We start from the raw sequence: 19120 nt of genomic DNA, 5'->3' as shown, positions 1-19120 counted from the left end.
CATAGCAAATCAGAACAGATTTTTTAGCGTGGTAAACAGTGGGCTGTGATTCACACTTTCAGCGATTACGGCTAAGGCTCGGGTCGCCGGAACCGGTGCCAGTGGCTGTTTCACTTTACACAGGCTGGCAGGCTGGAAGCGTGGTGGTACCGGTTTTGGCGGAGCCACTGGCGTCGGTGAGCCGCTGCGGAGTGATTCGTTCAACAGCTGGCTGGGACGAACCAGCGTTATGTCGGCTGGCAGCGTGGGTAACATCTGTTGCAGCACCCGAACGGTAGTCGGATGGGGATGACCAATGGCAATCGCATAACCGTCGCGCTGCGCCAGCTTCACCGCCCGATTGAACTGCTGGCGGATGGCGTTAATATCCTGGCTGTCATCAAGAAAGACCCGACGTTTTAACACCCTGACCTGAGTACCCTGCGCGGCAGGTATCGCCTGACTGTTAGCGATGGTCATGCTATCCAGGAAGTAAAGATTGTAGTGGTTCAGCGCCTGCATCACTTTCTGCATGCCGGGCAGGCTTGAGGTCATTCTGCTGCCCATATGGTTATTCAGACCGACGGCATAAGGCACGTTGTTAACCGCATTACGCATGATGCGGGTAACCTCTTCGCTGCTCATCTCTGGCGTTAAGGTATCTTTTTCCAGCGGCTGTTTACTGAGCGGTGCCATCGGCAGATGGATCAGTACTTCATGACCACTCTGATGTGCTTTAGTCGCCATTTCATGCGCATGGGGTGCGTTGGGCAAGACCGCTACTGAAATAGCCTGCGGCATCTGCAGGACTTTGTTCTCTTCGGCAGGGCGATAGCCGACATCATCGATGACAATAGCCAGTTTGCCAGCCTGTGCAGCGTAGCTGAACAGTAAGGCGCTCAACAGAATGGAGATTTTTCGACGTTGCAGCAAAACTTATTTTCCTAACCACGGGAGTGGATTGACGGCCTGTCCCTGACGTCGGATTTCAAAATAGAGCGACGGGGTACCGCGGCCACCACTGGTGCCCACCAGTGCGATAGGCTGTCCTGCCTTCACCTGCGTACCCACGCTCACCAGCGCACTTTGGTTATAGCCATACAGGCTCATATCACCTTTGCCGTGCTCCAGCACAACCACCAGTCCGTAGCCCTGCAACCAGTCGGCCATCAGCACACGACCATCGGCGATAGCTTTCACCTCGGTGCCTTCCCGCGCATCAATCACCAGTCCTTTCCAGCGCAGTTCACCCTGGAGCTGTTCACCAAAGCGATGTTCAATACGTCCGCGCACCGGCCACAACGCCTGTCCGCCTGCACGACCGAGTCCACCGGTGCGGGCGACCAGTTCACGTTCGCTCTGGGTTGGCTGATAGCTGGAGCCTTTGGCTTTCGCCTGCGCCTGACGCTGACGCACTTTTTCCGCCTCACGGGCTTCACGTGCTGCGCGCTCACGCGCCTCGCGCTCCGCGCGGGCGATCTTATCCTGCAGACGGCTTTCGTTCTGACGCATCTCGACCAGATCGGCCTGATCTTTTTCCAGCGCGCTTTCCAGTGACGTCAGGGTCTTTTTACGCGCGTCGCTCGCCTGTTGCAGCTTCTGCTGCTGGCCCTGCTGCTGCGCTAATAACTCTTTCTGCTGCTGTTGCTTCTGCTCCAGCGAGGCACGTTGCTGATCCAAATCCTGACGTGTCTTTTGCAGCGATTCGATACTTTTCTGACGGGCAGCGTTCAGATAGCCGAAATAGGCCAGAATACGCTCACTGCGCTGGCTCTCTTCACCGCCCATCAAAAGCTGTACGCCACTGTGCTGACCCTGACGAAATGCCGCATCAAGTTGCTCAGAAAGCAGGCTTTCCTGCTGAGTTTGCTGTTTCTCCAGGCGAGCGATGGAGGTAGCGAGCTGCCTGATCTCATCATTCAGCGCGGTGAGGCTGTTGCGGGTGTCACGCAGCTGACGGCTCGCCAGCGCGATGATTTTTTCCTGGCTCTGCAACTGATCCAGCAGTTTGCTGCGCTGCAGTTTCTGCGCTTTAACGCTTTTCTCTTTTGCAGCAATGTTTTGCTGAATGGATTGCAACTGAGATTTACTGTCCTCTGCGCTGTGAACAGCGGCAGGCAACAACAGTGCTCCCGCACAAAGCAGACTAAGGGAGAAGCTGGACAGGTGTGTGAACAACGGCAGGTTATCGCCGTTGGGACGGGTCCTTGTGTGCGAAACGGTTGTTTTTCCCTTCATAGGCCAATGATTATTCCACGATGAACCGCCGCTTACCAGTGCTGCCAGCGGGCATTTGCTTTTCCAGTTATGTCCACTTTCGCCATGACATGGATTAACCCTTACGCCATTTTTGCCTTTCAGCCACTTTTTTTGGAAAATGGAGCACAAATCGATACTCTGGCCGCATAGCATCTGTACATGCGAAGTGGCGCAGGTATACTCAGAACCCTTGTTTTAGCTTATTAGCCCGGTCTGGAGTCGTTACCCCTCATGCAAGAAATTATGCAGTTTGCAAGCAATCACCCCATCCTGAGTCTGGCATGGGTCGTTTTACTCGTTATGGTGATTGTGACTACCGTTAAAGGAATGTTCTCTAAGGTAAAAACGATCAGCCGCGGTGAAGCCACCCGCCTGATTAATAAAGAGGACGCGGTAGTAGTAGACGTGCGTTCGCGCGACGATTTCCGCAGGGGGCATATTTCAGGTGCGCTGAATGTGGCAGCCGCTGAGATTAAAAAAGGCAACATCGACGAACTGGCAAAGCATAAGGCGCAGCCCATAATTGTGGTGTGTGCAACCGGACAAAGCGCAGGCGATTCTGCTGCACATCTCAGCGCGGCAGGCTTTGAGCAGGTTTCAGTGCTGAAAGAGGGTATCAGTGGCTGGAGCGGCGAAAATCTGCCGTTAGTTCGCGGTAAATAATCTTACAGAGGTGCTGATCATGGCAAATGTTGAAATGTATACCAAGGCCACCTGTCCTTACTGCCATCGTGCGAAGGCGCTGTTAACGCAAAAAGGCGTTTCGTTTCAGGAAATTCCCATCGATGGTGATATGGCGAAGCGCGAAGAGATGATCAAGCGTAGCGGTCGTACCACCGTGCCTCAGATTTTTATTGATGCGCAGCACATTGGCGGCTGCGATGACTTATTCGCACTCGATAATCGCGAAGGTTTAGATCCCTTACTGCAGGCGTAATTTTACGCCGGACAACCTCATATATAGGATTTGGTCACATGTCAGAACACAACACCAACGAAATGCAGTTCCAGATTCAGCGCGTATTTACTAAAGATATCTCTTTTGAAGCGCCAAATGCCCCGCAGGTTTTCCAGAAAGAGTGGGAACCGGACGTTAAGCTGGACCTGGATACTGCATCTTCTCAGCTGGCTGACGACGTTTACGAAGTGGTACTTCGTGTGACTGTAACCGCAACTGTGGGTGAAGAGACCGCTTTCCTGTGTGAAGTTCAGCAGGCCGGTATTTTCACCATCAGCGGTATCGAAGGAACGCAGATGGCACATTGCCTGGGTGCATACTGCCCGAACATTCTGTTCCCATACGCACGCGAATGTATTACCAGCCTGGTATCACGTGGTACCTTCCCGCAGCTGAACCTGGCACCGGTTAACTTTGATGCGCTGTTCATGAACTACCTGCAGCAGCAACAAGGTGAAGAAGGTGCTGAACCACATCAGGATGCCTGATGACAACTCACGCTTCGATTAGCGTCATCGGTGCCGGTTCCTATGGCACCGCTTTGGCGATTACGCTGGCCCGTAACGGCCATCCGGTGCTGTTGTGGGGACATAACCCGGCGCATCTGGCGCAACTTCAGACTGACCGCTGCAACACTGCTTTCCTGCCTGATGTACCGTTCCCCGACAACCTTTCCCTTGAGCCTGATCTGACCAAAACCATTGCCGCCAGCCGTGATTTATTAATCGTGGTGCCGAGTCATGTGTTCGGCGATGTGCTGCAGCAGATTAAACCTCATCTGCGGCCCGACTCGCGTATTGTCTGGGCGACCAAAGGGCTGGAAAAAGAGACGGGCCGTCTGCTGCAGGACGTGGCACGTGAAATCGTAGGTGATGCTATTCCGCTGGCCGTGATCTCCGGGCCGACCTTTGCAAAAGAGCTGGCGGCAGGATTACCGACGGCCATCGCGCTGGCTGCAACGGATGCGCAGTTTGCTGACGACCTGCAGCAGAAGCTGCACTGCGGTAAAAGCTTCCGCGTTTATAACAATCCAGATTTCATCGGCGTACAGCTGGGCGGCGCGGTAAAAAACGTCATCGCTATTGGTGCCGGGATGTCTGACGGGATTGGTTTTGGCGCGAATGCGCGTACTGCACTGATCACCCGTGGTCTGGCTGAAATGAGTCGGCTGGGCGCAGCGCTGGGTGCCGATCCCACCACCTTTATGGGTATGGCAGGTCTGGGCGATCTGGTGCTGACCTGTACCGATAATCAGTCGCGAAATCGTCGGTTTGGCATGATGCTGGGCCAGGGCGAGGATGTAGATAGCGCGCAACGCATTATCGGACAAGTTGTAGAAGGGTACAGAAACACCAAAGAAGTCAAAGCATTGGCTGCACGTTTTGGTGTGGAAATGCCGATCACCGAGCAGATTTATCAGGTGTTGTATTGCGAAAAACCGGCGAGAGATGCAGCATTGAGCCTGCTGGGACGAACAAGGAAGGACGAAAACAGCATCAGCTAACGCAGGACGCGTAGCATCATCACCTGTAGCGCCCATTCAGGCGCTTTTTTTATCGGGAGAAAACAGCAATGTCGTCTGATGAGTTAGAACTGGTCTGGAATAATATCAAAGCAGAAGCGCGTGCCCTGGCTGATTGTGAGCCGATGCTGGCCAGTTTCTTCCACGCGACATTGCTCAAGCATGAAAATCTTGGTAGCGCTTTGAGTTATATGCTGGCCAACAAGCTGGCTAACCCGATTATGCCCGCCATCGCCATTCGTGAAATCGTTGAAGAAGCCTACCGTGAAGATCCGTCGATGATTATGTCTGCGGCTTACGATATTCAGGCGGTGCGCCAGCGCGACCCGGCGGTCGATAAATACTCCACGCCGCTGCTCTATCTCAAAGGATTTCATGCACTTCAGGCCTACCGCATTGGTCACTGGCTGTGGAATGAAGGCCGGCGTGCGCTGGCGGTTTATCTGCAGAATGAAATCTCCGTCTCTTTTGCCGTTGATATTCATCCCGCCGCCAACATTGGTCACGGCATTATGCTCGACCATGCCACTGGCATTGTGATTGGCGAAACCGCCGTGGTTGAGAATGATGTCTCGATCCTGCAATCGGTGACGCTGGGCGGTACCGGCAAAACCAGCGGCGACCGCCATCCGAAAATCCGTGAAGGGGTAATGATTGGTGCCGGTGCGAAAGTGCTGGGGAATATTGAAGTCGGCAGGGGAGCAAAAATTGGCGCGGGTTCTGTGGTGTTACAGCCTGTGCCGCCACACACCACGGCAGCAGGCGTACCCGCGCGTATCGTCGGCAAGCCAGGCAGTGAAAAGCCGTCAATGGATATGGATCAGCACTTCAATGGCAGCCTGGCCGGTTTTCAGTTTGGCGACGGCATCTAATCTTTAATCAGTGCGCCCGCGTAATCCAGCTGGCGCCACGCTTCATAGACCACTACTGAAACGGCATTCGATAAATTCATGCTGCGGCTTTCCGCTCTCATTGGGATGCGGATTTTCTGCTGCGCCGGTAACGCCGCCAGAATTTCCGCTGGCAGTCCACGGCTCTCAGGTCCAAACAGCAGATAATCGCCAGCCTGATAGGCGACGGCACTGTGTGTGGGTGTACCTTTGGTCGTCAGCGCAAACAGACGTTCAGGCGACTCCGTGGCGATAAATGCCTGATAGTCAGCATGGAATTTTATGGCCGTGAATTCGTGGTAATCCAGTCCGGCGCGACGTAAACGCTTGTCATCCCAGGCGAAGCCGAGCGGCTGAATCAGATGAAGCTGGAAGCCCGTATTGGCGCACAGGCGAATGATATTGCCGGTATTTGGCGGAATTTCTGGTTCAAACAAGACAATGTTAAGCATAAGGCCCCCGATGACAGGGGCCGAAGCATAGCAAATTATTGACGACCGGAGGAGTAGAGCGGCAACCAGAGGGTCAGACGCAGGCCGCCCAGTGGACTGTCATCGGCTTTAACCCAGCCGCGATGCTGCTGCACTGCCGTTTCAACAATGGCCAGGCCAAGACCCGTGCCGCCTGATTCGCGATCGCGCGCTTCATCGGTACGGTAGAAGGGTCGGAAAATCTGTTCACGATCTTCCGGACTCACGCCAGGGCCGTCATCATCAACGTGTACCGTGATACCGGAAATATCGACGGAGAAGCTGACGCTGATATGGGTGTGTGAGTAGCGCAGCGCATTGCGCACGATGTTTTCCAGTGCACTCTCCAGCGCATGAGGGTTGCCGTAGAGCGGCCATGGGCCAGGCGGGTAGGGGATATCCATCTTCTTGCCCATCTGCTCAGCCTCAAAACGGGCATCTTCCAGCACCCCATTCCACAACTGATTCGCCTTCATCGCTTCGCTGACCAGTGCATTTTTATGCTGGGTGCGTGACAACACCAGCAGGTCGTTGATCATGCCATCCAGACGCTGTGCTTCCATCTCAATCCGCTCCAGCTCTTTCCCTTCGCCCTGACGCCGACGCAGCAGCGCGGTAGCCAGTTGCAGACGAGTAAGCGGGGTACGAAGCTCATGACTGATATCCGATAGCAGACGTTGCTGACCGGTCATCATTCGCTCCAGCGCACTCACCATCTGGTTAAAGCTGGAACCCGCCGCCAGAAACTCCTGTGGGCCTGACTCCAGTTCCGGATGCTGACGCAGATTCCCGCTTGCCACTTCATCGGCGGCATATTTCAGCTTACGCGCCGGACGTGCCAGACTCCACGCCAGCCACAGCAGCAGCGGTGAGCTGATGAGCATGGTGACAATAAGCAACAGCAACGGACGGTCAAACAGCAGATTGACGAAATCCAGCTGGGAACTGTTGGCGGGACGGATCATGTAAAGCTGGTAGTTATCTTCGCCATCCCGTACGGCGAAAGGCCCTACCAGCTCAACTCGACCATATTTCTTTTTCTGTGGATGATCGGCGTTATCAGACTGGCCGATAAAGTTGCGGATAACCTGCATTTCGTTATGTTGCGCGCCAATCACCCGACCTTCACTGGTCACTAACAGCAGCCGCTGACCCGGCGGTGCCCACTTTTCTACGGCGCGAAACAGACGACGCCACCACATCAGATCGTTAGGGGGATCCTGTGACAGCTCTGCTTCGACGTGTTGCTCAATCATGATGCCCTGCCGCTGTTCACTTTCCAGCAGCGAGGTCATCTGTCGTGAATCGAGCTTGGGCACCATCAGCACCAGCATCAACACCAGCGCCAGCGTTAACCAGAAGATGGCGAAGATACGGGTGGTCAGACTTCCAATCATGATGCCGAAACCATCAGGTAGCCGCGGCCACGTAAGGTTTTAAACCAGGGATGACCGTCACGGCGTTCAGGCAGCTTGCGGCGCAGATTCGAGATATGCATATCGATGGCGCGGTCAAAAGGTGTCAGGCGCTTGCCCAGCACTTCCTGACTCAGATGTTCACGCGAGACGACCTGGCCCAGATGCTGCGCCAGCAGATAAAGCAGGGTGAACTCCGTGCCGGTGAGATCCAGCGTGACATCATCAAAACTCGCTTCCTGACGGCCAGGATTGAGCCGCAGGCAGTCCACTTCCAGTGTGGGCGAGCTATTGTCGTGTTGCTGCTGCTGTTCACTCCAGTTTGAGCGGCGCAGAATAGCGCGGATACGCGCCACCAGTTCGCGATCGTTAAACGGTTTAGGCAGATAGTCATCTGCACCGAGTTCGAGGCCCAGTACGCGATCCAGCTCGCTGCCGCGCGCCGTGAGCATGATGACGGGGGTTTGATGTTGCTGACGCAGTTCTTTCAGGGTGTCGATACCGTTTTTCTTCGGCATCATGACATCCAGTAAAAGCAAATCAATAGAATTATCGAGCAGGTTCAGTGCTTGTTCACCATCGCTGGCCACCACCACTTCAAACCCTTCCATTTCTAACAGTTCTTTTAAAAGCGAAGTTAATTCGCGGTCGTCATCTACCAACAGGATTTTATTCATTTTTGTAGCCCTCCGCAGGCAAAATACCGTGTTCCTGGCGCACCTATCTATCGCTTTACGTAGTTTTACACCCCCTGACGGATGTTTGCAGCTGTCGCCGTACACTGGCTCTCGTTGAATCGCAAAACGGAACGAACTGGAGTACACGATGCGCAAATTCACCGCCGTCGTCCTTGCCTCAGCGATGGCTCTGAGTGTCGCCAGCGCAGGTGCTAAAGATGCGACGACGATTGACGAGATGCATCATGGCGGATTGCCGACAGGCAGTATGACGCAAAATCCGCAAAGCCACATGTTCGATGGTATCGAGCTGACTGAAGTGCAGCGTCAGCAGATGCGAGACCTGATGCAACAGGCCCGACATGAGCGCCCGGTCGTTCATATTGACGATATCGCAGCATTACATGACCTGGTGACTGCAGACCAGTTTAACGAAGCGGCCATCCGCGCAAAGGCGGAAGTCATCGCCAGAGTTCAGGTTGAACAGCAGGTTGAGATGGCGCGCGTACAGAATCAAATGTTTCAACTGCTAACGCCGGACCAGCAGGCCACGTTGCAGAAGAATTACCAGCGGCGACTTAATGAGCTGCGACAGTTTTCGAATCTGCAGTCAGCGTCATCGCTGCAGGCAGTGAGTAGTACCAGCAGTAACCAGTAACATAGTATCCCTGTTTTCCTTGCCATAGACACATCCCTGTCTTCCCCCGCCATGATGGTGGGGGTTTTTTTTATCTTTTTTTCACTTTTTTTAATTTGACCGGAATCATCACCACGCAACAAAACCCCCATTTTATTAGCGCTTGTTTAACGTTAGTTTGTCAGGCTCGATGATTATTGACTATTCAGGCCATCACGTAAATTTAAGCGTACCGGTAAGCATCTTAAGGCTGTCAAAATAATTTAAGCCACTGAAACTAATAGATTTACGGCCTTCTCATATAAGCTTTTATCTTAACTTTCAACGCGTTGCTTTTCCCGCGTTACGCTTGCCGGTTCAGGCGCACCCTCTACACTTAATCCTGTCACTGCAGGGAAGTTAAGTGTCTTTGCGAAGTCTCAGGGAGCAACAACCACATTATGTAGTCCTGAATGAATCTATTAACGGAGTAAGTTATGGCAGAGCATCGTGGTGGTTCAGGTAATTTCGCAGATAATCCGCAAAAAGCGTCTGAAGCCGGTAAGAAAGGCGGCCAGAGCAGCGGCGGCGGAAACTTCAAAAACGATCGTGAAAAAGCATCAGAAGCAGGGAAAAAGGGCGGCAAAAAGTAATCGCCGCGTCTTTCTCAGCCCAGACCAGCACATGACTGTGGTCTGACACTGATGTGTATGACACTTTGCCCCGTCCTCCCCGAGGTCGGGGCTTGTTTTTTTATGCCTGCCACGCTTTTGCAAAAGAGACTAAGTCGTTGAATGACCCGCTAAGCACTGCCCGCCTCCTGGTGTTAAACTTTAGCCATTCTTTTATTTGAGTACGCATCATTGCTGATGCTGCAAAGGGAATCTGGCATGCGATCCTCTTATGGCCGACTGGTAAAGCGTGCTGCGCTGGCCGCCACCATTCTTGCTTCTGTGCTGTTAATCGTGAAAATTTTTGCCTGGTGGTACACCGGTTCGGTGAGTTTGCTGGCTTCACTGGTAGACTCGCTGGTGGATATCGCCGCATCCCTGACCAATCTGCTGGTGGTGAGATATGCGCTGCAACCGGCTGACGAAGATCATACTTTCGGGCACGGCAAAGCGGAATCGCTGGCGGCGCTGGCGCAAAGTATGTTTATCTCCGGCTCGGCGCTGTTTCTGTTTCTGACTGGCCTGCAGCATCTTGCCTCGCCCAGTGAGATGCGGGCGCCCGGCGTTGGCGTTGTGGTGACCGTTTTGGCACTGAGCTCAACGCTGGTGCTGGTCGCCTTTCAACGCTGGGTGGTGCGTAAAACCCGCAGTCAGGCCATCAGGGCTGACATGCTGCACTATCAGTCGGACGTCATCATGAATGGTGCCATTCTGATCGCGCTGGTCCTGAGCAGCTATGGCTTTGTCCGGGCTGATGCCCTGTTCGCGTTGGGGATTGGCATTTTCATTCTCTACAGTGCGTTGCGCATGGGCTATGAGGCGGTGCAGTCATTACTGGATCGCGCGCTACCTGAAGAGGAGCGGCAGCAGATTCTGACACTGGCGACAAACTGGCCACAGGTGCAGGGCGTCCACGATCTGCGAACCCGCCAGTCCGGCCCCACTAAATTTATTCAGCTACATCTGGAACTGGAAGACCAGTTGCCACTGGTGCAGGCGCACCGGGTAGCCGATCAGGTTGAGAAGGCATTACGCAAAGAATTTCCTGGGTCAGACGTAATTATCCATCAGGATCCCTGTTCTGTGGTACCGTTCGAGAGAGAAGATTCTTTAGGTTTTTAACGTAAATGAATCAAATCGATACGAAAGGAATGACGTAACGCTAACATTGCTGCAAAAAATAGTGAAAAGTTGTCTGACCTGAATCAATTCAGCAGCAAGCCTTTGATATACTATCTGCCATCACATGTCGCGCTAATCGTAAAATGATCTTCAGCAGCGATCGACAGGCAGGATTAACCCTTAGTTTTGAACAATCCAGAGGTTGTCATGATCAAAAAAATTGGTGTATTGACCAGTGGCGGTGACGCCCCAGGCATGAACGCAGCTATTCGTGGAGTGGTACGTTCCGCGCTGAGTGAAGGACTGGAAGTTTTTGGGATCTATGACGGTTATCTGGGATTGTACGAAGATCGCATGATTAATCTTGATCGCTACAGCGTCTCCGACATGATTAACCGTGGTGGCACGTTCCTGGGCTCAGCGCGTTTCCCTGAGTTCCGTAATGAAGATGTGCGCCAGGTTGCCATTGAGAACATGAAAAAGCGCGGTATTGATGCGCTGGTTGTGATTGGTGGTGACGGCTCCTACATGGGTGCTAAGCGCCTGACTGAAATGGGCTTCCCATGCATCGGTCTGCCAGGCACCATCGATAACGACGTGGCCGGAACGGATTACACCATCGGTTATTTCACTGCGCTGGAAACCGTGGTTGAAGCGATTGACCGCCTGCGTGACACCTCTTCTTCGCATCAGCGTATTTCGATTGTTGAAGTGATGGGCCGCTACTGTGGCGATCTGACCCTGGCGGCGGCGATTGCCGGTGGCTGCGAGTTCATCGTCCTGCCAGAGTTCCCGTATACCCGCGAAGAGCTGGTTGCGGAAATCAAAGCGGGCATCGCCAAAGGTAAAAAGCACGCTATCGTAGCGATTACCGAACACATCTGCGATATCGACGATCTGGCCCGTTTCATTGAAACAGAAACCAAACGTGAAACCCGTTCGACCGTTCTGGGCCATATTCAGCGTGGCGGTGCACCTTGTGCGTATGACCGTATCCTGGCCTCACGCATGGGCGCTTACTCCATTGAACTGCTGATGCAAGGTTACGGTGGCCGTTGTGTGGGTATTCAGAACGAGAAGATGGTGCATCACGACATCGTCGACGCAATTGAAAACATGAAACGTCCCTTCAAGCGTGACTGGCTCGACACGGCGAAAAAACTCTATTAATTACAGGCGGGGTGTGCTGCACGGCATGCCCCAGCATTCTCCTTGCATATTCCCCTCGGTTATAACAGCTTATTTTTAATTCTTTTAGCTCTGTAATGGTTTATGTCACGCTTAGCCCATAACGACATTGGGAGAGTGCGTAATGAACAAGTGGAGTATTGGCGTTACCCTGTTGCTGGCCTCAACCAGCGTTCTGGCGAAAGACATTCAGCTGTTAAACGTATCCTACGATCCAACGCGTGAACTGTACGAACAGTACAACAAAGCGTTCAGTGCGCACTACAAACAGGAAACCGGCGACAATGTCGTGGTCCGCCAGTCGCATGGCGGTTCCGGAAAGCAGGCGACCTCCGTGATTAACGGCATCCGGGCGGATGTGGTCACACTGGCGTTGCAATCCGATGTTGATGCCATTGCCGAACGCGGTCGTATTGATAAGGACTGGATCAAACGTCTGCCGGACAACTCTGCGCCTTACACCTCGACCATCGTCTTCCTGGTTCGTAAAGATAACCCGAAGGGTATCCATGACTGGAGCGACCTGACGAAGCCAGGCGTATCTGTGATTACGCCTAACCCGAAAACGTCCGGCGGCGCCCGCTGGAACTATCTGGCGGCCTGGGGCTGGGCACTGGATCATAACAACGGTGATCAGGCTAAAGCGCTGGCTTACGTAAGAGCGCTGTTCAAAAACGTTGAAGTGCAGGATTCGGGTGCACGCGGCGCCACCAACACCTTCGTTGAGCGCGGGATTGGCGATGTGCTGATCGCCTGGGAAAACGAAGCTTATCTGGCGGTTAACAAACTGGGTAAAGACAAGTTCGAGATTGTTACCCCGAGCGAATCGATTCTGGCTGAACCGACCGTGTCGGTGGTCGATAAAGTGGTGGATGAAAAGGGCACGCGTAAAGTCGCTGACGCTTATCTGAAATATCTCTACTCGCCAGAAGGCCAGACCATCGCTGCACAGAACTACTATCGCCCGCGTGATGCTGAAATCGCGAAGAAATTTGCCAGCACCTTTGCACCCGTGAAGCTGTTCACCATTCAGGACAAGTTTGGTGGCTGGGCGCAGGCTCAGAAAGCCCACTTCGCCGATGGCGGCAGCTATGACCAGGTCATGAAACCATAACGTATTGCGGTCAGCGCGCTCTGCGCTGACCGCTTATCCGCCACCCTCACGTCTTTTCTCTTCTCTGCCCAGCCGCTGGGTTATCTGCCCGAATTCCCCGTGACATTTTTTTCCCGCCAGGCGAGGATGCAGGCTGCTAAACCATTCGGGAAGCGTTGTTATGCCGACAAATCGTCGTGCAACCAGCCTGGTTGCGGTTCTGCTGGTGCTGCTCATTGCGGGAATACTGGCTGCCGCACTGCATTTCAAAAAGAACAGTGATGCACTCTGGCAGATTGTCAGCCAGAAATGTGTGCCTCATCAGCAGAGCAGCAGAGACCCTGCGCCCTGCCAGCGTGTTGACCAGCCGCATCGCTATGCCATGCTGAAAGATATGAACGGGCCGTTGCAGTATCTGCTGATTCCGCTCGACAAAATCACCGGTATCGAAAGCCCGCAGTTACTGCAACCCGCGACGCCTGACTACTTTGCCCTTGCGTGGCATGAACGAACCCTGCTTGCACAGCGACGCGGCTCACCCATTGATGATCGGGTCCTGTCACTGGCGATCAATTCACAATATGGCCGCACGCAGAATCAGCTCCATATTCATCTCTCCTGTCTGCGGGCCGATGTGCGTCAAAAGCTCGACGAGCTGACGCCGCAGCTTAGCGGTCAGTGGCAGGACATCATGCTGCGTAAGCACCGCTACTGGCTGCGAGCCCTGACGGCCGATGAGCTGACTCAGCAGAGTGCATTTATCCGACTGGCCGATGAACGGCCAGAGGCACGCACAGAGATGGGGAAATATGGGCTGGCACTGGCTGAATTAAGCGATGGGCGACTGGTCTTGATGGCGATTCAGCGAAACTGGCTGCTGCTGAACAGTGGGTCGGCGGAGGAGTTGCAGGATCACGCCTGTGAGCTGATCGCGCCCATAAAAAAGGCGGCTTAAGCGCCGCCTCTGCCCGGAATGTTAATGCTTAAGCGTTTTTTGCAGCCGCCGCAGCTTTAACGATTACCGCGAAAGCATCTGCTTTCAGTGACGCACCGCCAACCAGTGCACCATCGATGTCAGGCTGGGTGAACAGCTCAGCAGCATTCTTGTCGTTAACAGAGCCGCCGTACTGAATGATGACCTGTTCAGCGATAGCTGCATCTTTCTTCGCGATATGATCACGGATGAATTTGTGCACGGCCTGAGCCTGAGCAGGGGTCGCAGATTTGCCGGTACCGATGGCCCAGACGGGCTCATACGCGATAACCGCATCTTTGAACGCTTCAGCGCCCTGGGTTTCCAGAACGGCATTCAGCTGACGCGCACAGACTTCTTCGGTTTTACCCGCTTCGTTTTCTGCTTCAGTTTCACCAATGCACAGCACCGGAACCAGGCCCACTGACTTCAGTACCGCGTATTTCTTCGCGATAAACTCGTCGCTCTCTTTGTGGTAAGTGCGGCGTTCTGAATGACCGATAATGATATATTTCGCGCCGATATCTTTCAGCATCTCTGCGGAAACTTCACCGGTAAATGCGCCAGAAAGGTTAACGTCCACGTTCTGCGCACCCAGTGCGATGTGGCTACCGGAGATGGCGTGTTTTGCCTGCTCGAGATAGAGCGCTGGCGGTGCAATGGCGACGCCACAACCCTCAACGCCAGAGAGTTCCTTACGCAGACCCGCGATCAGTTCAGCTGTGATCTGCTTGCTGCCATTCAACTTCCAGTTACCCATAACCAGTGGATGTCGCATTCTATCCTCCGCATAACGCGATACATGAAAAATCGCTGCCAGCCGGCAGCGTTGTCTGCCAGACAGTATAGAGATCAAATGTAGTGATGGCTTTGCTTTTCGTCATTTTCAGCCACATCATCAGGGGCTCGCGAGCGCCAGTTTGACCGGTTCAATCGCGAAGGTCAGTCCTTTGTCGCCGTTGTCAGCGACCACAAAACGCAGCGCGCCGTCGACCTGCGCAAAGTAGGGTAAATCCTTACCTTCCTTCAGCAGGCTCTCCAGCTTTTTACGCCCTTCCTCAGCGCTTAATCCTGGTACAAAAAAGCGCAGCATGGCGGTCATATAAGCCAGCGCTTTTTGCTGTGAGGCGCTCTGGTCCGGGCCAGGCAGTGGCAGCCAGGTGATCTGCAGCGTCTTGATTTTACCGGTGCCGGGTTCCAGCGCGGTAGAGGCATAGAGCGTTTCATTGATTTTGCTGGCGGCGCGCGTCAGGTTGCTTTTATCACCCCGGTTATCAATAGCGCGATACTCCGGCAGCATCAATGCTGCATTGGCCAGATTATATTTTTCGCGAAACTGGCCGATAGTCATATCAAAGGTGGGAGCGCCCGCCAGCAGATAAGGCGCGGTGGGCAACGCATCGGGCCGTTCTGGCGGTGGCGGATCGGCGGCAAAGACCGGAACCGTCAGCGCAAACGATAACAGCAGTGCGCCAGGCAAATTCTTCATTTTGTCGATCCTAACCCGTAAACTCAGGCGCAAATTAAAACGGTTTTTATCCGCGAGGTCAAAAGCGCGGCGGTTCTCTTCTCTCTGGATGATAATGCATGACGTTACAACAATGGTGTTTTTCCTGGCGCGGCCGACTGGGACGACGTGATTTCTGGATCTGGCAGGCCGTCTGGTTGCTGACCACGACACTGTTATTCGTCTTAGCAGCAAACGACTGGATTGATAGCCAGATGGCGGCCTTTGGCGTGGTCTGCCTGCTATGGCCCGCCAGCGCGGTTATGGTTAAACGGCTGCACGATCGCAATCGACGCGGCTACTGGGGATTTCTGGTGATTGTTGCCTGGCTGCTGGTGGCGGGAAACTGGAGCATGCTGGGTGGGGTTCTGCCCTGGCTGCTGGGCCGCGCCATTCCGCTTGCATTAATCGCTGGTCTGCTGCTGGATCTCGGCGTCTTTCGCGGTACCCCCGGCGCTAACCGGTTTGGTACCGCGACGCAGCCGGTGCGATACCGGCAAACGACTCACCAGTAATGTTCACTGGTGATATGGCCCGGCTTACGCTTCAGGTGTTTGCGCATCTCGCGCGTCTCTTTCAGTAACTGCTGGGTATCGCGCACCATCTGCGGGTTGCCGCACAGCATCACGTGGCTGCTGTCGGCATCCAGGCTTAACCCGGTGGCGCGCTCCAGCTCACCGTTTTCGATCAGCGCCGGGACCCGGCCCGTCAGCGAACCGGCGATCGCTTCGCGACTCACCACCGTCTGGATGTGCAGCTTACCTTGATAATGTTGTTGCAGCTGCTGCATCAGTGGCAAAAAGCTCAGGTCGGCCGCATAGCGTGCGGCATGCACCAGCACGATGTTTTCAAAGCGATCCAGCCCTTCGCCCTGCTGGAGCATCGACAGGTAGGGACCAATCGCGGTGCCGGTTGCCAGCATCCATAAGGTTTTGCATTCCGGGACTTCATCCAGCACAAAGAATCCCGCGGCTTCTTTGGTAACCATCACCTGATCGCCCGGCTGAAGTGCCTGCAGATGCGGACTCAGCTTGCCCTCTGGCACCGTGACCAGGTAAAACTCCAGCAGGTCATCTTTTGGCGCATTGACGTAGGAGTAAGCGCGCTGCACCCGCTCACCGTCGATTTCCAGCGCCAGCTTGGCAAATTGCCCGGCGATAAAAGGATCGATGGGCGCTTTTACCCGGAGACTGAACAATGCATCCGTCCAGTTTTTGACTTCCTTTACTTCACCATTGATCCACTCAGCCATAATCACTCCCGGGTTGTTGATTATTCAGGCAGGTCACTATTTTCGCGACTAGCCAGCGAGATTGCCAGCCTGCGCCCTGGCAAAGGCTCTAATCGACAAACTGTTGCTTTGTCTTTACAGGCTGGCGCATAAACTTGACAGGCGCAAGCCCGGACCTTTTCGCTTACCTCTCGCTTTGTCATCCAATCCTGATATTTTGCCCGCCATAACAAGATGACTGGCGGGTGAACCGCTGTTTTAACCTCCTTTCACAGAAAGAAATTTTGCATAATCATGATTAGTAAACTGGAAAATCGCCCACTGCTGGTGATGCTCATTGTGCTGGTGGCTGTCGGGCAGATGGCACAGACTATCTACGTCCCGGCGATGTCGGTGATGGCGGACGCCCTGAATGTGCGGGATGGCGCGCTGCAGCGGGTGATGGCGGCCTATCTGATGACCTATGGCGGATCCCAGCTGATCTACGGTCCGCTGTCAGACAGTGTGGGCCGTCGTCCGGTGATCCTGGCGGGCATGATGATCTTTATGATCGGCGCAATCACGGCTCTGATGGCGACCTCTCTCGATATGCTGGTGCTGGGTAGCGCAATCCAGGGACTGGGAACCGGCGTGGCAGGCGTGATGGCCCGTACCATGCCACGTGATCTCTACGAGGGGCACGCGCTGCGTCGCGCTAACAGCCTGCTTAATATGGGCATTCTGGTCAGCCCGCTGCTGGCACCGGTGATTGGCGCACTGCTGACCCAGCTCTTTGGCTGGCACGCCTGTTTCGCCTTTCTGCTGCTGCTCTGTCTTGCGGTGACCGGTTCCATGGCGCGCTGGTTGCCGGAGACCCGGCCGCAGAGTGCGGAAGTGACCCCTTTCTTTAAACGTTACGCCCGCCTGCTCAGCGACGCGAATTTCGTCCGCTATATTGTGCTGCTGATTGGCGCGCTGGCCGGGATTGCGGTCTTTGAGTCGAGCTGTGGCGTTCTGCTGGGCGGCGTGCTCGGCCTGCACAGCCTGACCGTCAGCATCCTTTTCATCCTGCCGATTCCGGCAGCGTTCTTTGGTGCGTGGTTTGCCGGGCGCGAGCAGGGTTCATGGCACAGCCTGATGTGGTGGGGCGTGAATAGCTGTCTGCTGGCGGGCATCCTGATGTGGATCCCGGCATGGTTCGGCGTAATGAATATCTGGACGCTGCTGGTGCCCGCCGCGCTGTTCTTCTTTGGTGCCGGTATGCTGTTTCCGCTGGCGACCTCAGGCGCGATGGAGCCGTATGCGTGGCTGGCGGGAAGCGCGGGCGCACTGATTGGCGGCATGCAGAATCTGGGATCGGGCCTGGTGGCGTGGCTCTCAGCCATGATGCCGCAGCGCGATCAGTTCAGCCTTGGCATGCTGATGTTTTTTACCGCGCTGGTGATGCTGCTCTGCTGGTTGCCGCTCTCACGTCAGCCGGAGCGCGGCAATCAGCCGGTTACAGGATAAACGGATGGAGCGCCGGATCTTTACGGTCGAGATAGTGAATCGACTGGATGCGGCGAATGGTGCGTGATTTACCGCGAATCAGCAGCGTTTCGCTGGTAGCAATATTGCCCTGACGCGTAATGCCTTTCAGGAGTTCGCCACTGGTAATGCCGGTGGCGGCAAATACCACGTTGTCGTTACGGGCCATCTCGCCCAGCGTCAGCTTTTTACCCGCTTCAATTCCCATCTCTGCACAGCGCTGCAGCTCCTGCTCGCCAAGCCGACGGTTTTCAGCGCTGTCGCCTTTCACATGATGACGTGCCAGCAAGCGGCCCTGCATATCGCCGTCCAGTGCACGGATCACCGCCGCAGAGACCACGCCTTCCGGTGCGCCGCCAATGCCGTACATCACATCCACTTCGCTGTCCGGCATGCAGGTCAGAATCGAGGCGGCGACATCGCCATCCGGGAAGGTAAAGACCCGTACGCCCAGCTGCTGCAACTGGCCGATCACCGCATCGTGACGTGGCTTTGCCAGAATCGATACGGTCAGCTGCGACAGCGGCTTGTTCATCGCTATCGCGATATTACGCAGGTTGGTTTCCAGCGGCAGGTCGAGATCGATAGCGCCATGCGCTGCCGGACCGACAATCAGTTTCTCCATGTACATGTCAGGGGCGTGCAGAAAGCTGCCTTTATCGCCGACGGCCATCACGGCCAGCGCGTTAGCCTGGCCAAGTGCCGTCATGCGGGTGCCTTCAATCGGATCGACGGCAATATCGACCGCATCACCGCGACCGGTACCAACTTTTTCACCGATATAGAGCATCGGCGCTTCATCGATTTCGCCTTCACCGATCACAATCTGACCGTCAATTTCAATGGAGTTCAGGACATGACGCATGGCATGGACAGCCGCGCCGTCAGCTGCATTTTTGTCGCCGCGTCCTAACCAGTGATAGCCTGCCAGGGCGGCAGCTTCGGTTACGCGGGAAAATTCAATGGCAAGTTCTCGTTTCATGGCATCTACCTGACAAAAAACCGGCAGGCAGTGTAACACAGCGGGGCAGCAGGGCGGGGAA

22 protein-coding genes are annotated in these 19120 nt (G+C 54.7%); 13 read left to right on the top strand and 9 right to left on the bottom strand.

All coding sequences use genetic code 11. From position 1 onward, the window contains the following. Nucleotides 1–9: 9 nt before the first annotated feature. Together N1689_RS19900 and envC are read right to left on the bottom strand one after the other, a co-directional pair. Nucleotides 10–912 (bottom strand): divergent polysaccharide deacetylase family protein, encoded by a 903-nt coding sequence (locus tag N1689_RS19900; RefSeq protein ID WP_161732975.1) that lies wholly within the window; start codon nt 910–912, stop codon nt 10–12. A gap of 3 nt (nt 913–915) precedes the next feature. Next, nucleotides 916–2217: a murein hydrolase activator EnvC gene (gene envC, locus N1689_RS19895; RefSeq protein WP_161732976.1), complete on the bottom strand. Its 1302-nt coding sequence runs from the start codon at nt 2215–2217 to the stop codon at nt 916–918. Between the two features lie 252 nt (nt 2218–2469). Here envC and N1689_RS19890 point away from each other — a divergent pair, with 252 nt between their 5' ends. The 5 genes from N1689_RS19890 to cysE all read left to right on the top strand — a co-directional run bounded on the left by N1689_RS19890 (nt 2470) and on the right by cysE (nt 5590). Next, the gene (locus tag N1689_RS19890) at nt 2470–2901 is read left to right on the top strand and encodes a rhodanese-like domain-containing protein (protein ID WP_161732978.1); all 432 of its coding nucleotides are present in this window, start codon (nt 2470–2472) and stop codon (nt 2899–2901) included. Between the two features lie 19 nt (nt 2902–2920). Next, nucleotides 2921–3175 carry a glutaredoxin 3 gene (grxC, locus tag N1689_RS19885; RefSeq protein WP_008926942.1) on the top strand — a complete coding sequence of 85 codons (255 nt, stop codon included), beginning with the start codon at nt 2921–2923 and terminating at the stop codon, nt 3173–3175. 38 nt (nt 3176–3213) lie between these two features. Next, nucleotides 3214–3684, top strand: coding sequence for a protein-export chaperone SecB (gene secB, locus N1689_RS19880; protein WP_161732980.1), 471 nt, complete (start codon nt 3214–3216; stop codon nt 3682–3684). Further along, nucleotides 3684–4700, top strand: coding sequence for an NAD(P)H-dependent glycerol-3-phosphate dehydrogenase (gpsA, locus tag N1689_RS19875; protein WP_197061506.1), 1017 nt, complete (start codon nt 3684–3686; stop codon nt 4698–4700). The genes secB and gpsA overlap by 1 nt, the downstream gene beginning before the upstream one ends. Before the next feature lie 68 nt (nt 4701–4768). Next, on the top strand, nt 4769–5590 hold the full coding sequence (gene cysE, locus N1689_RS19870) for a serine O-acetyltransferase (protein ID WP_090967199.1): 822 nt from the start codon (nt 4769–4771) through the stop codon (nt 5588–5590). Here cysE and trmL read toward each other — a convergent pair. From trmL to cpxR, 3 genes are read right to left on the bottom strand one after another with little or no spacing between them, the layout of a single operon-like run. Next, a complete protein-coding gene (gene trmL, locus N1689_RS19865; protein WP_161732982.1) occupies nt 5587–6060 on the bottom strand; it encodes a tRNA (uridine(34)/cytosine(34)/5-carboxymethylaminomethyluridine(34)-2'-O)-methyltransferase TrmL in 474 nt (157 codons plus the stop codon). The genes cysE and trmL overlap by 4 nt on opposite strands. A 35-nt stretch (nt 6061–6095) precedes the next feature. After that, nucleotides 6096–7475 carry an envelope stress sensor histidine kinase CpxA gene (cpxA, locus tag N1689_RS19860; protein ID WP_013359484.1) on the bottom strand — a complete coding sequence of 460 codons (1380 nt, stop codon included), beginning with the start codon at nt 7473–7475 and terminating at the stop codon, nt 6096–6098. Beyond that, nucleotides 7472–8170: an envelope stress response regulator transcription factor CpxR gene (gene cpxR, locus N1689_RS19855; RefSeq protein ID WP_009088062.1), complete on the bottom strand. Its 699-nt coding sequence runs from the start codon at nt 8168–8170 to the stop codon at nt 7472–7474. Before cpxR ends, cpxA begins: the two co-directional genes overlap by 4 nt. Nucleotides 8171–8318: 148 nt before the next feature. On the opposite strand from cpxR, the gene cpxP reads away from it, so the two are divergent. The 6 genes from cpxP to N1689_RS19825 all read left to right on the top strand — a co-directional run bounded on the left by cpxP (nt 8319) and on the right by N1689_RS19825 (nt 13815). Further along, nucleotides 8319–8828 carry a cell-envelope stress modulator CpxP gene (cpxP, locus tag N1689_RS19850; RefSeq protein WP_260060012.1) on the top strand — a complete coding sequence of 170 codons (510 nt, stop codon included), beginning with the start codon at nt 8319–8321 and terminating at the stop codon, nt 8826–8828. A 455-nt stretch (nt 8829–9283) separates the two neighbouring features. After that, complete coding sequence (locus N1689_RS19845; protein WP_010258211.1) at nt 9284–9439, top strand: general stress protein; 156 nt, start codon at nt 9284–9286, stop codon at nt 9437–9439. A 237-nt stretch (nt 9440–9676) separates the two neighbouring features. Beyond that, nucleotides 9677–10579, top strand: a complete 903-nt coding sequence (gene fieF, locus N1689_RS19840; protein ID WP_161732985.1) for a CDF family cation-efflux transporter FieF — start codon at nt 9677–9679, stop codon at nt 10577–10579. A gap of 207 nt (nt 10580–10786) precedes the next feature. Continuing rightward, nucleotides 10787–11749 (top strand): 6-phosphofructokinase, encoded by a 963-nt coding sequence (pfkA, locus tag N1689_RS19835; protein ID WP_003851263.1) that lies wholly within the window; start codon nt 10787–10789, stop codon nt 11747–11749. A gap of 142 nt (nt 11750–11891) precedes the next feature. Next, nucleotides 11892–12881 (top strand): sulfate ABC transporter substrate-binding protein, encoded by a 990-nt coding sequence (locus N1689_RS19830; protein ID WP_161732987.1) that lies wholly within the window; start codon nt 11892–11894, stop codon nt 12879–12881. Between the two features lie 160 nt (nt 12882–13041). Beyond that, a complete protein-coding gene (locus N1689_RS19825; protein ID WP_260060011.1) occupies nt 13042–13815 on the top strand; it encodes a CDP-diacylglycerol diphosphatase in 774 nt (257 codons plus the stop codon). 28 nt (nt 13816–13843) lie between these two features. Here N1689_RS19825 and tpiA read toward each other — a convergent pair whose 3' ends face one another. Together tpiA and N1689_RS19815 are read right to left on the bottom strand one after the other, a co-directional pair. After that, nucleotides 13844–14611, bottom strand: coding sequence for a triose-phosphate isomerase (gene tpiA, locus N1689_RS19820; protein ID WP_222924836.1), 768 nt, complete (start codon nt 14609–14611; stop codon nt 13844–13846). Nucleotides 14612–14731: 120 nt separating this feature from the next. Next, nucleotides 14732–15322, bottom strand: a complete 591-nt coding sequence (locus N1689_RS19815) for a DUF1454 family protein (protein WP_161732993.1) — start codon at nt 15320–15322, stop codon at nt 14732–14734. Nucleotides 15323–15420: 98 nt separating this feature from the next. Between N1689_RS19815 and N1689_RS19810 the strand changes: the two genes are divergently transcribed. Beyond that, nucleotides 15421–15855 carry a DUF805 domain-containing protein gene (locus tag N1689_RS19810; RefSeq protein ID WP_260060009.1) on the top strand — a complete coding sequence of 145 codons (435 nt, stop codon included), beginning with the start codon at nt 15421–15423 and terminating at the stop codon, nt 15853–15855. Here N1689_RS19810 and fpr read toward each other — a convergent pair. Then, nucleotides 15846–16592, bottom strand: a complete 747-nt coding sequence (gene fpr, locus N1689_RS19805; RefSeq protein ID WP_260060007.1) for a ferredoxin--NADP(+) reductase — start codon at nt 16590–16592, stop codon at nt 15846–15848. The two genes, N1689_RS19810 and fpr, sit on opposite strands and share 10 nt — an antisense overlap. A gap of 273 nt (nt 16593–16865) precedes the next feature. Here fpr and emrD point away from each other — a divergent pair, with 273 nt between their 5' ends. Continuing rightward, on the top strand, nt 16866–18059 hold the full coding sequence (emrD, locus tag N1689_RS19800) for a multidrug efflux MFS transporter EmrD (protein ID WP_013359474.1): 1194 nt from the start codon (nt 16866–16868) through the stop codon (nt 18057–18059). Here emrD and glpX read toward each other — a convergent pair. Beyond that, complete coding sequence (glpX, locus tag N1689_RS19795) at nt 18049–19059, bottom strand: class II fructose-bisphosphatase (RefSeq protein ID WP_161732999.1); 1011 nt, start codon at nt 19057–19059, stop codon at nt 18049–18051. The two genes, emrD and glpX, sit on opposite strands and share 11 nt — an antisense overlap. Nucleotides 19060–19120: the final 61 nt, after the last annotated feature.

It is taken from the genome of Pantoea sp. XY16 (assembly GCF_025153065.1).
Lineage (GTDB): Bacteria > Pseudomonadota > Gammaproteobacteria > Enterobacterales > Enterobacteriaceae > Pantoea > Pantoea alfalfae.
This window is presented reverse-complemented; position numbering and strand designations above follow the sequence as displayed.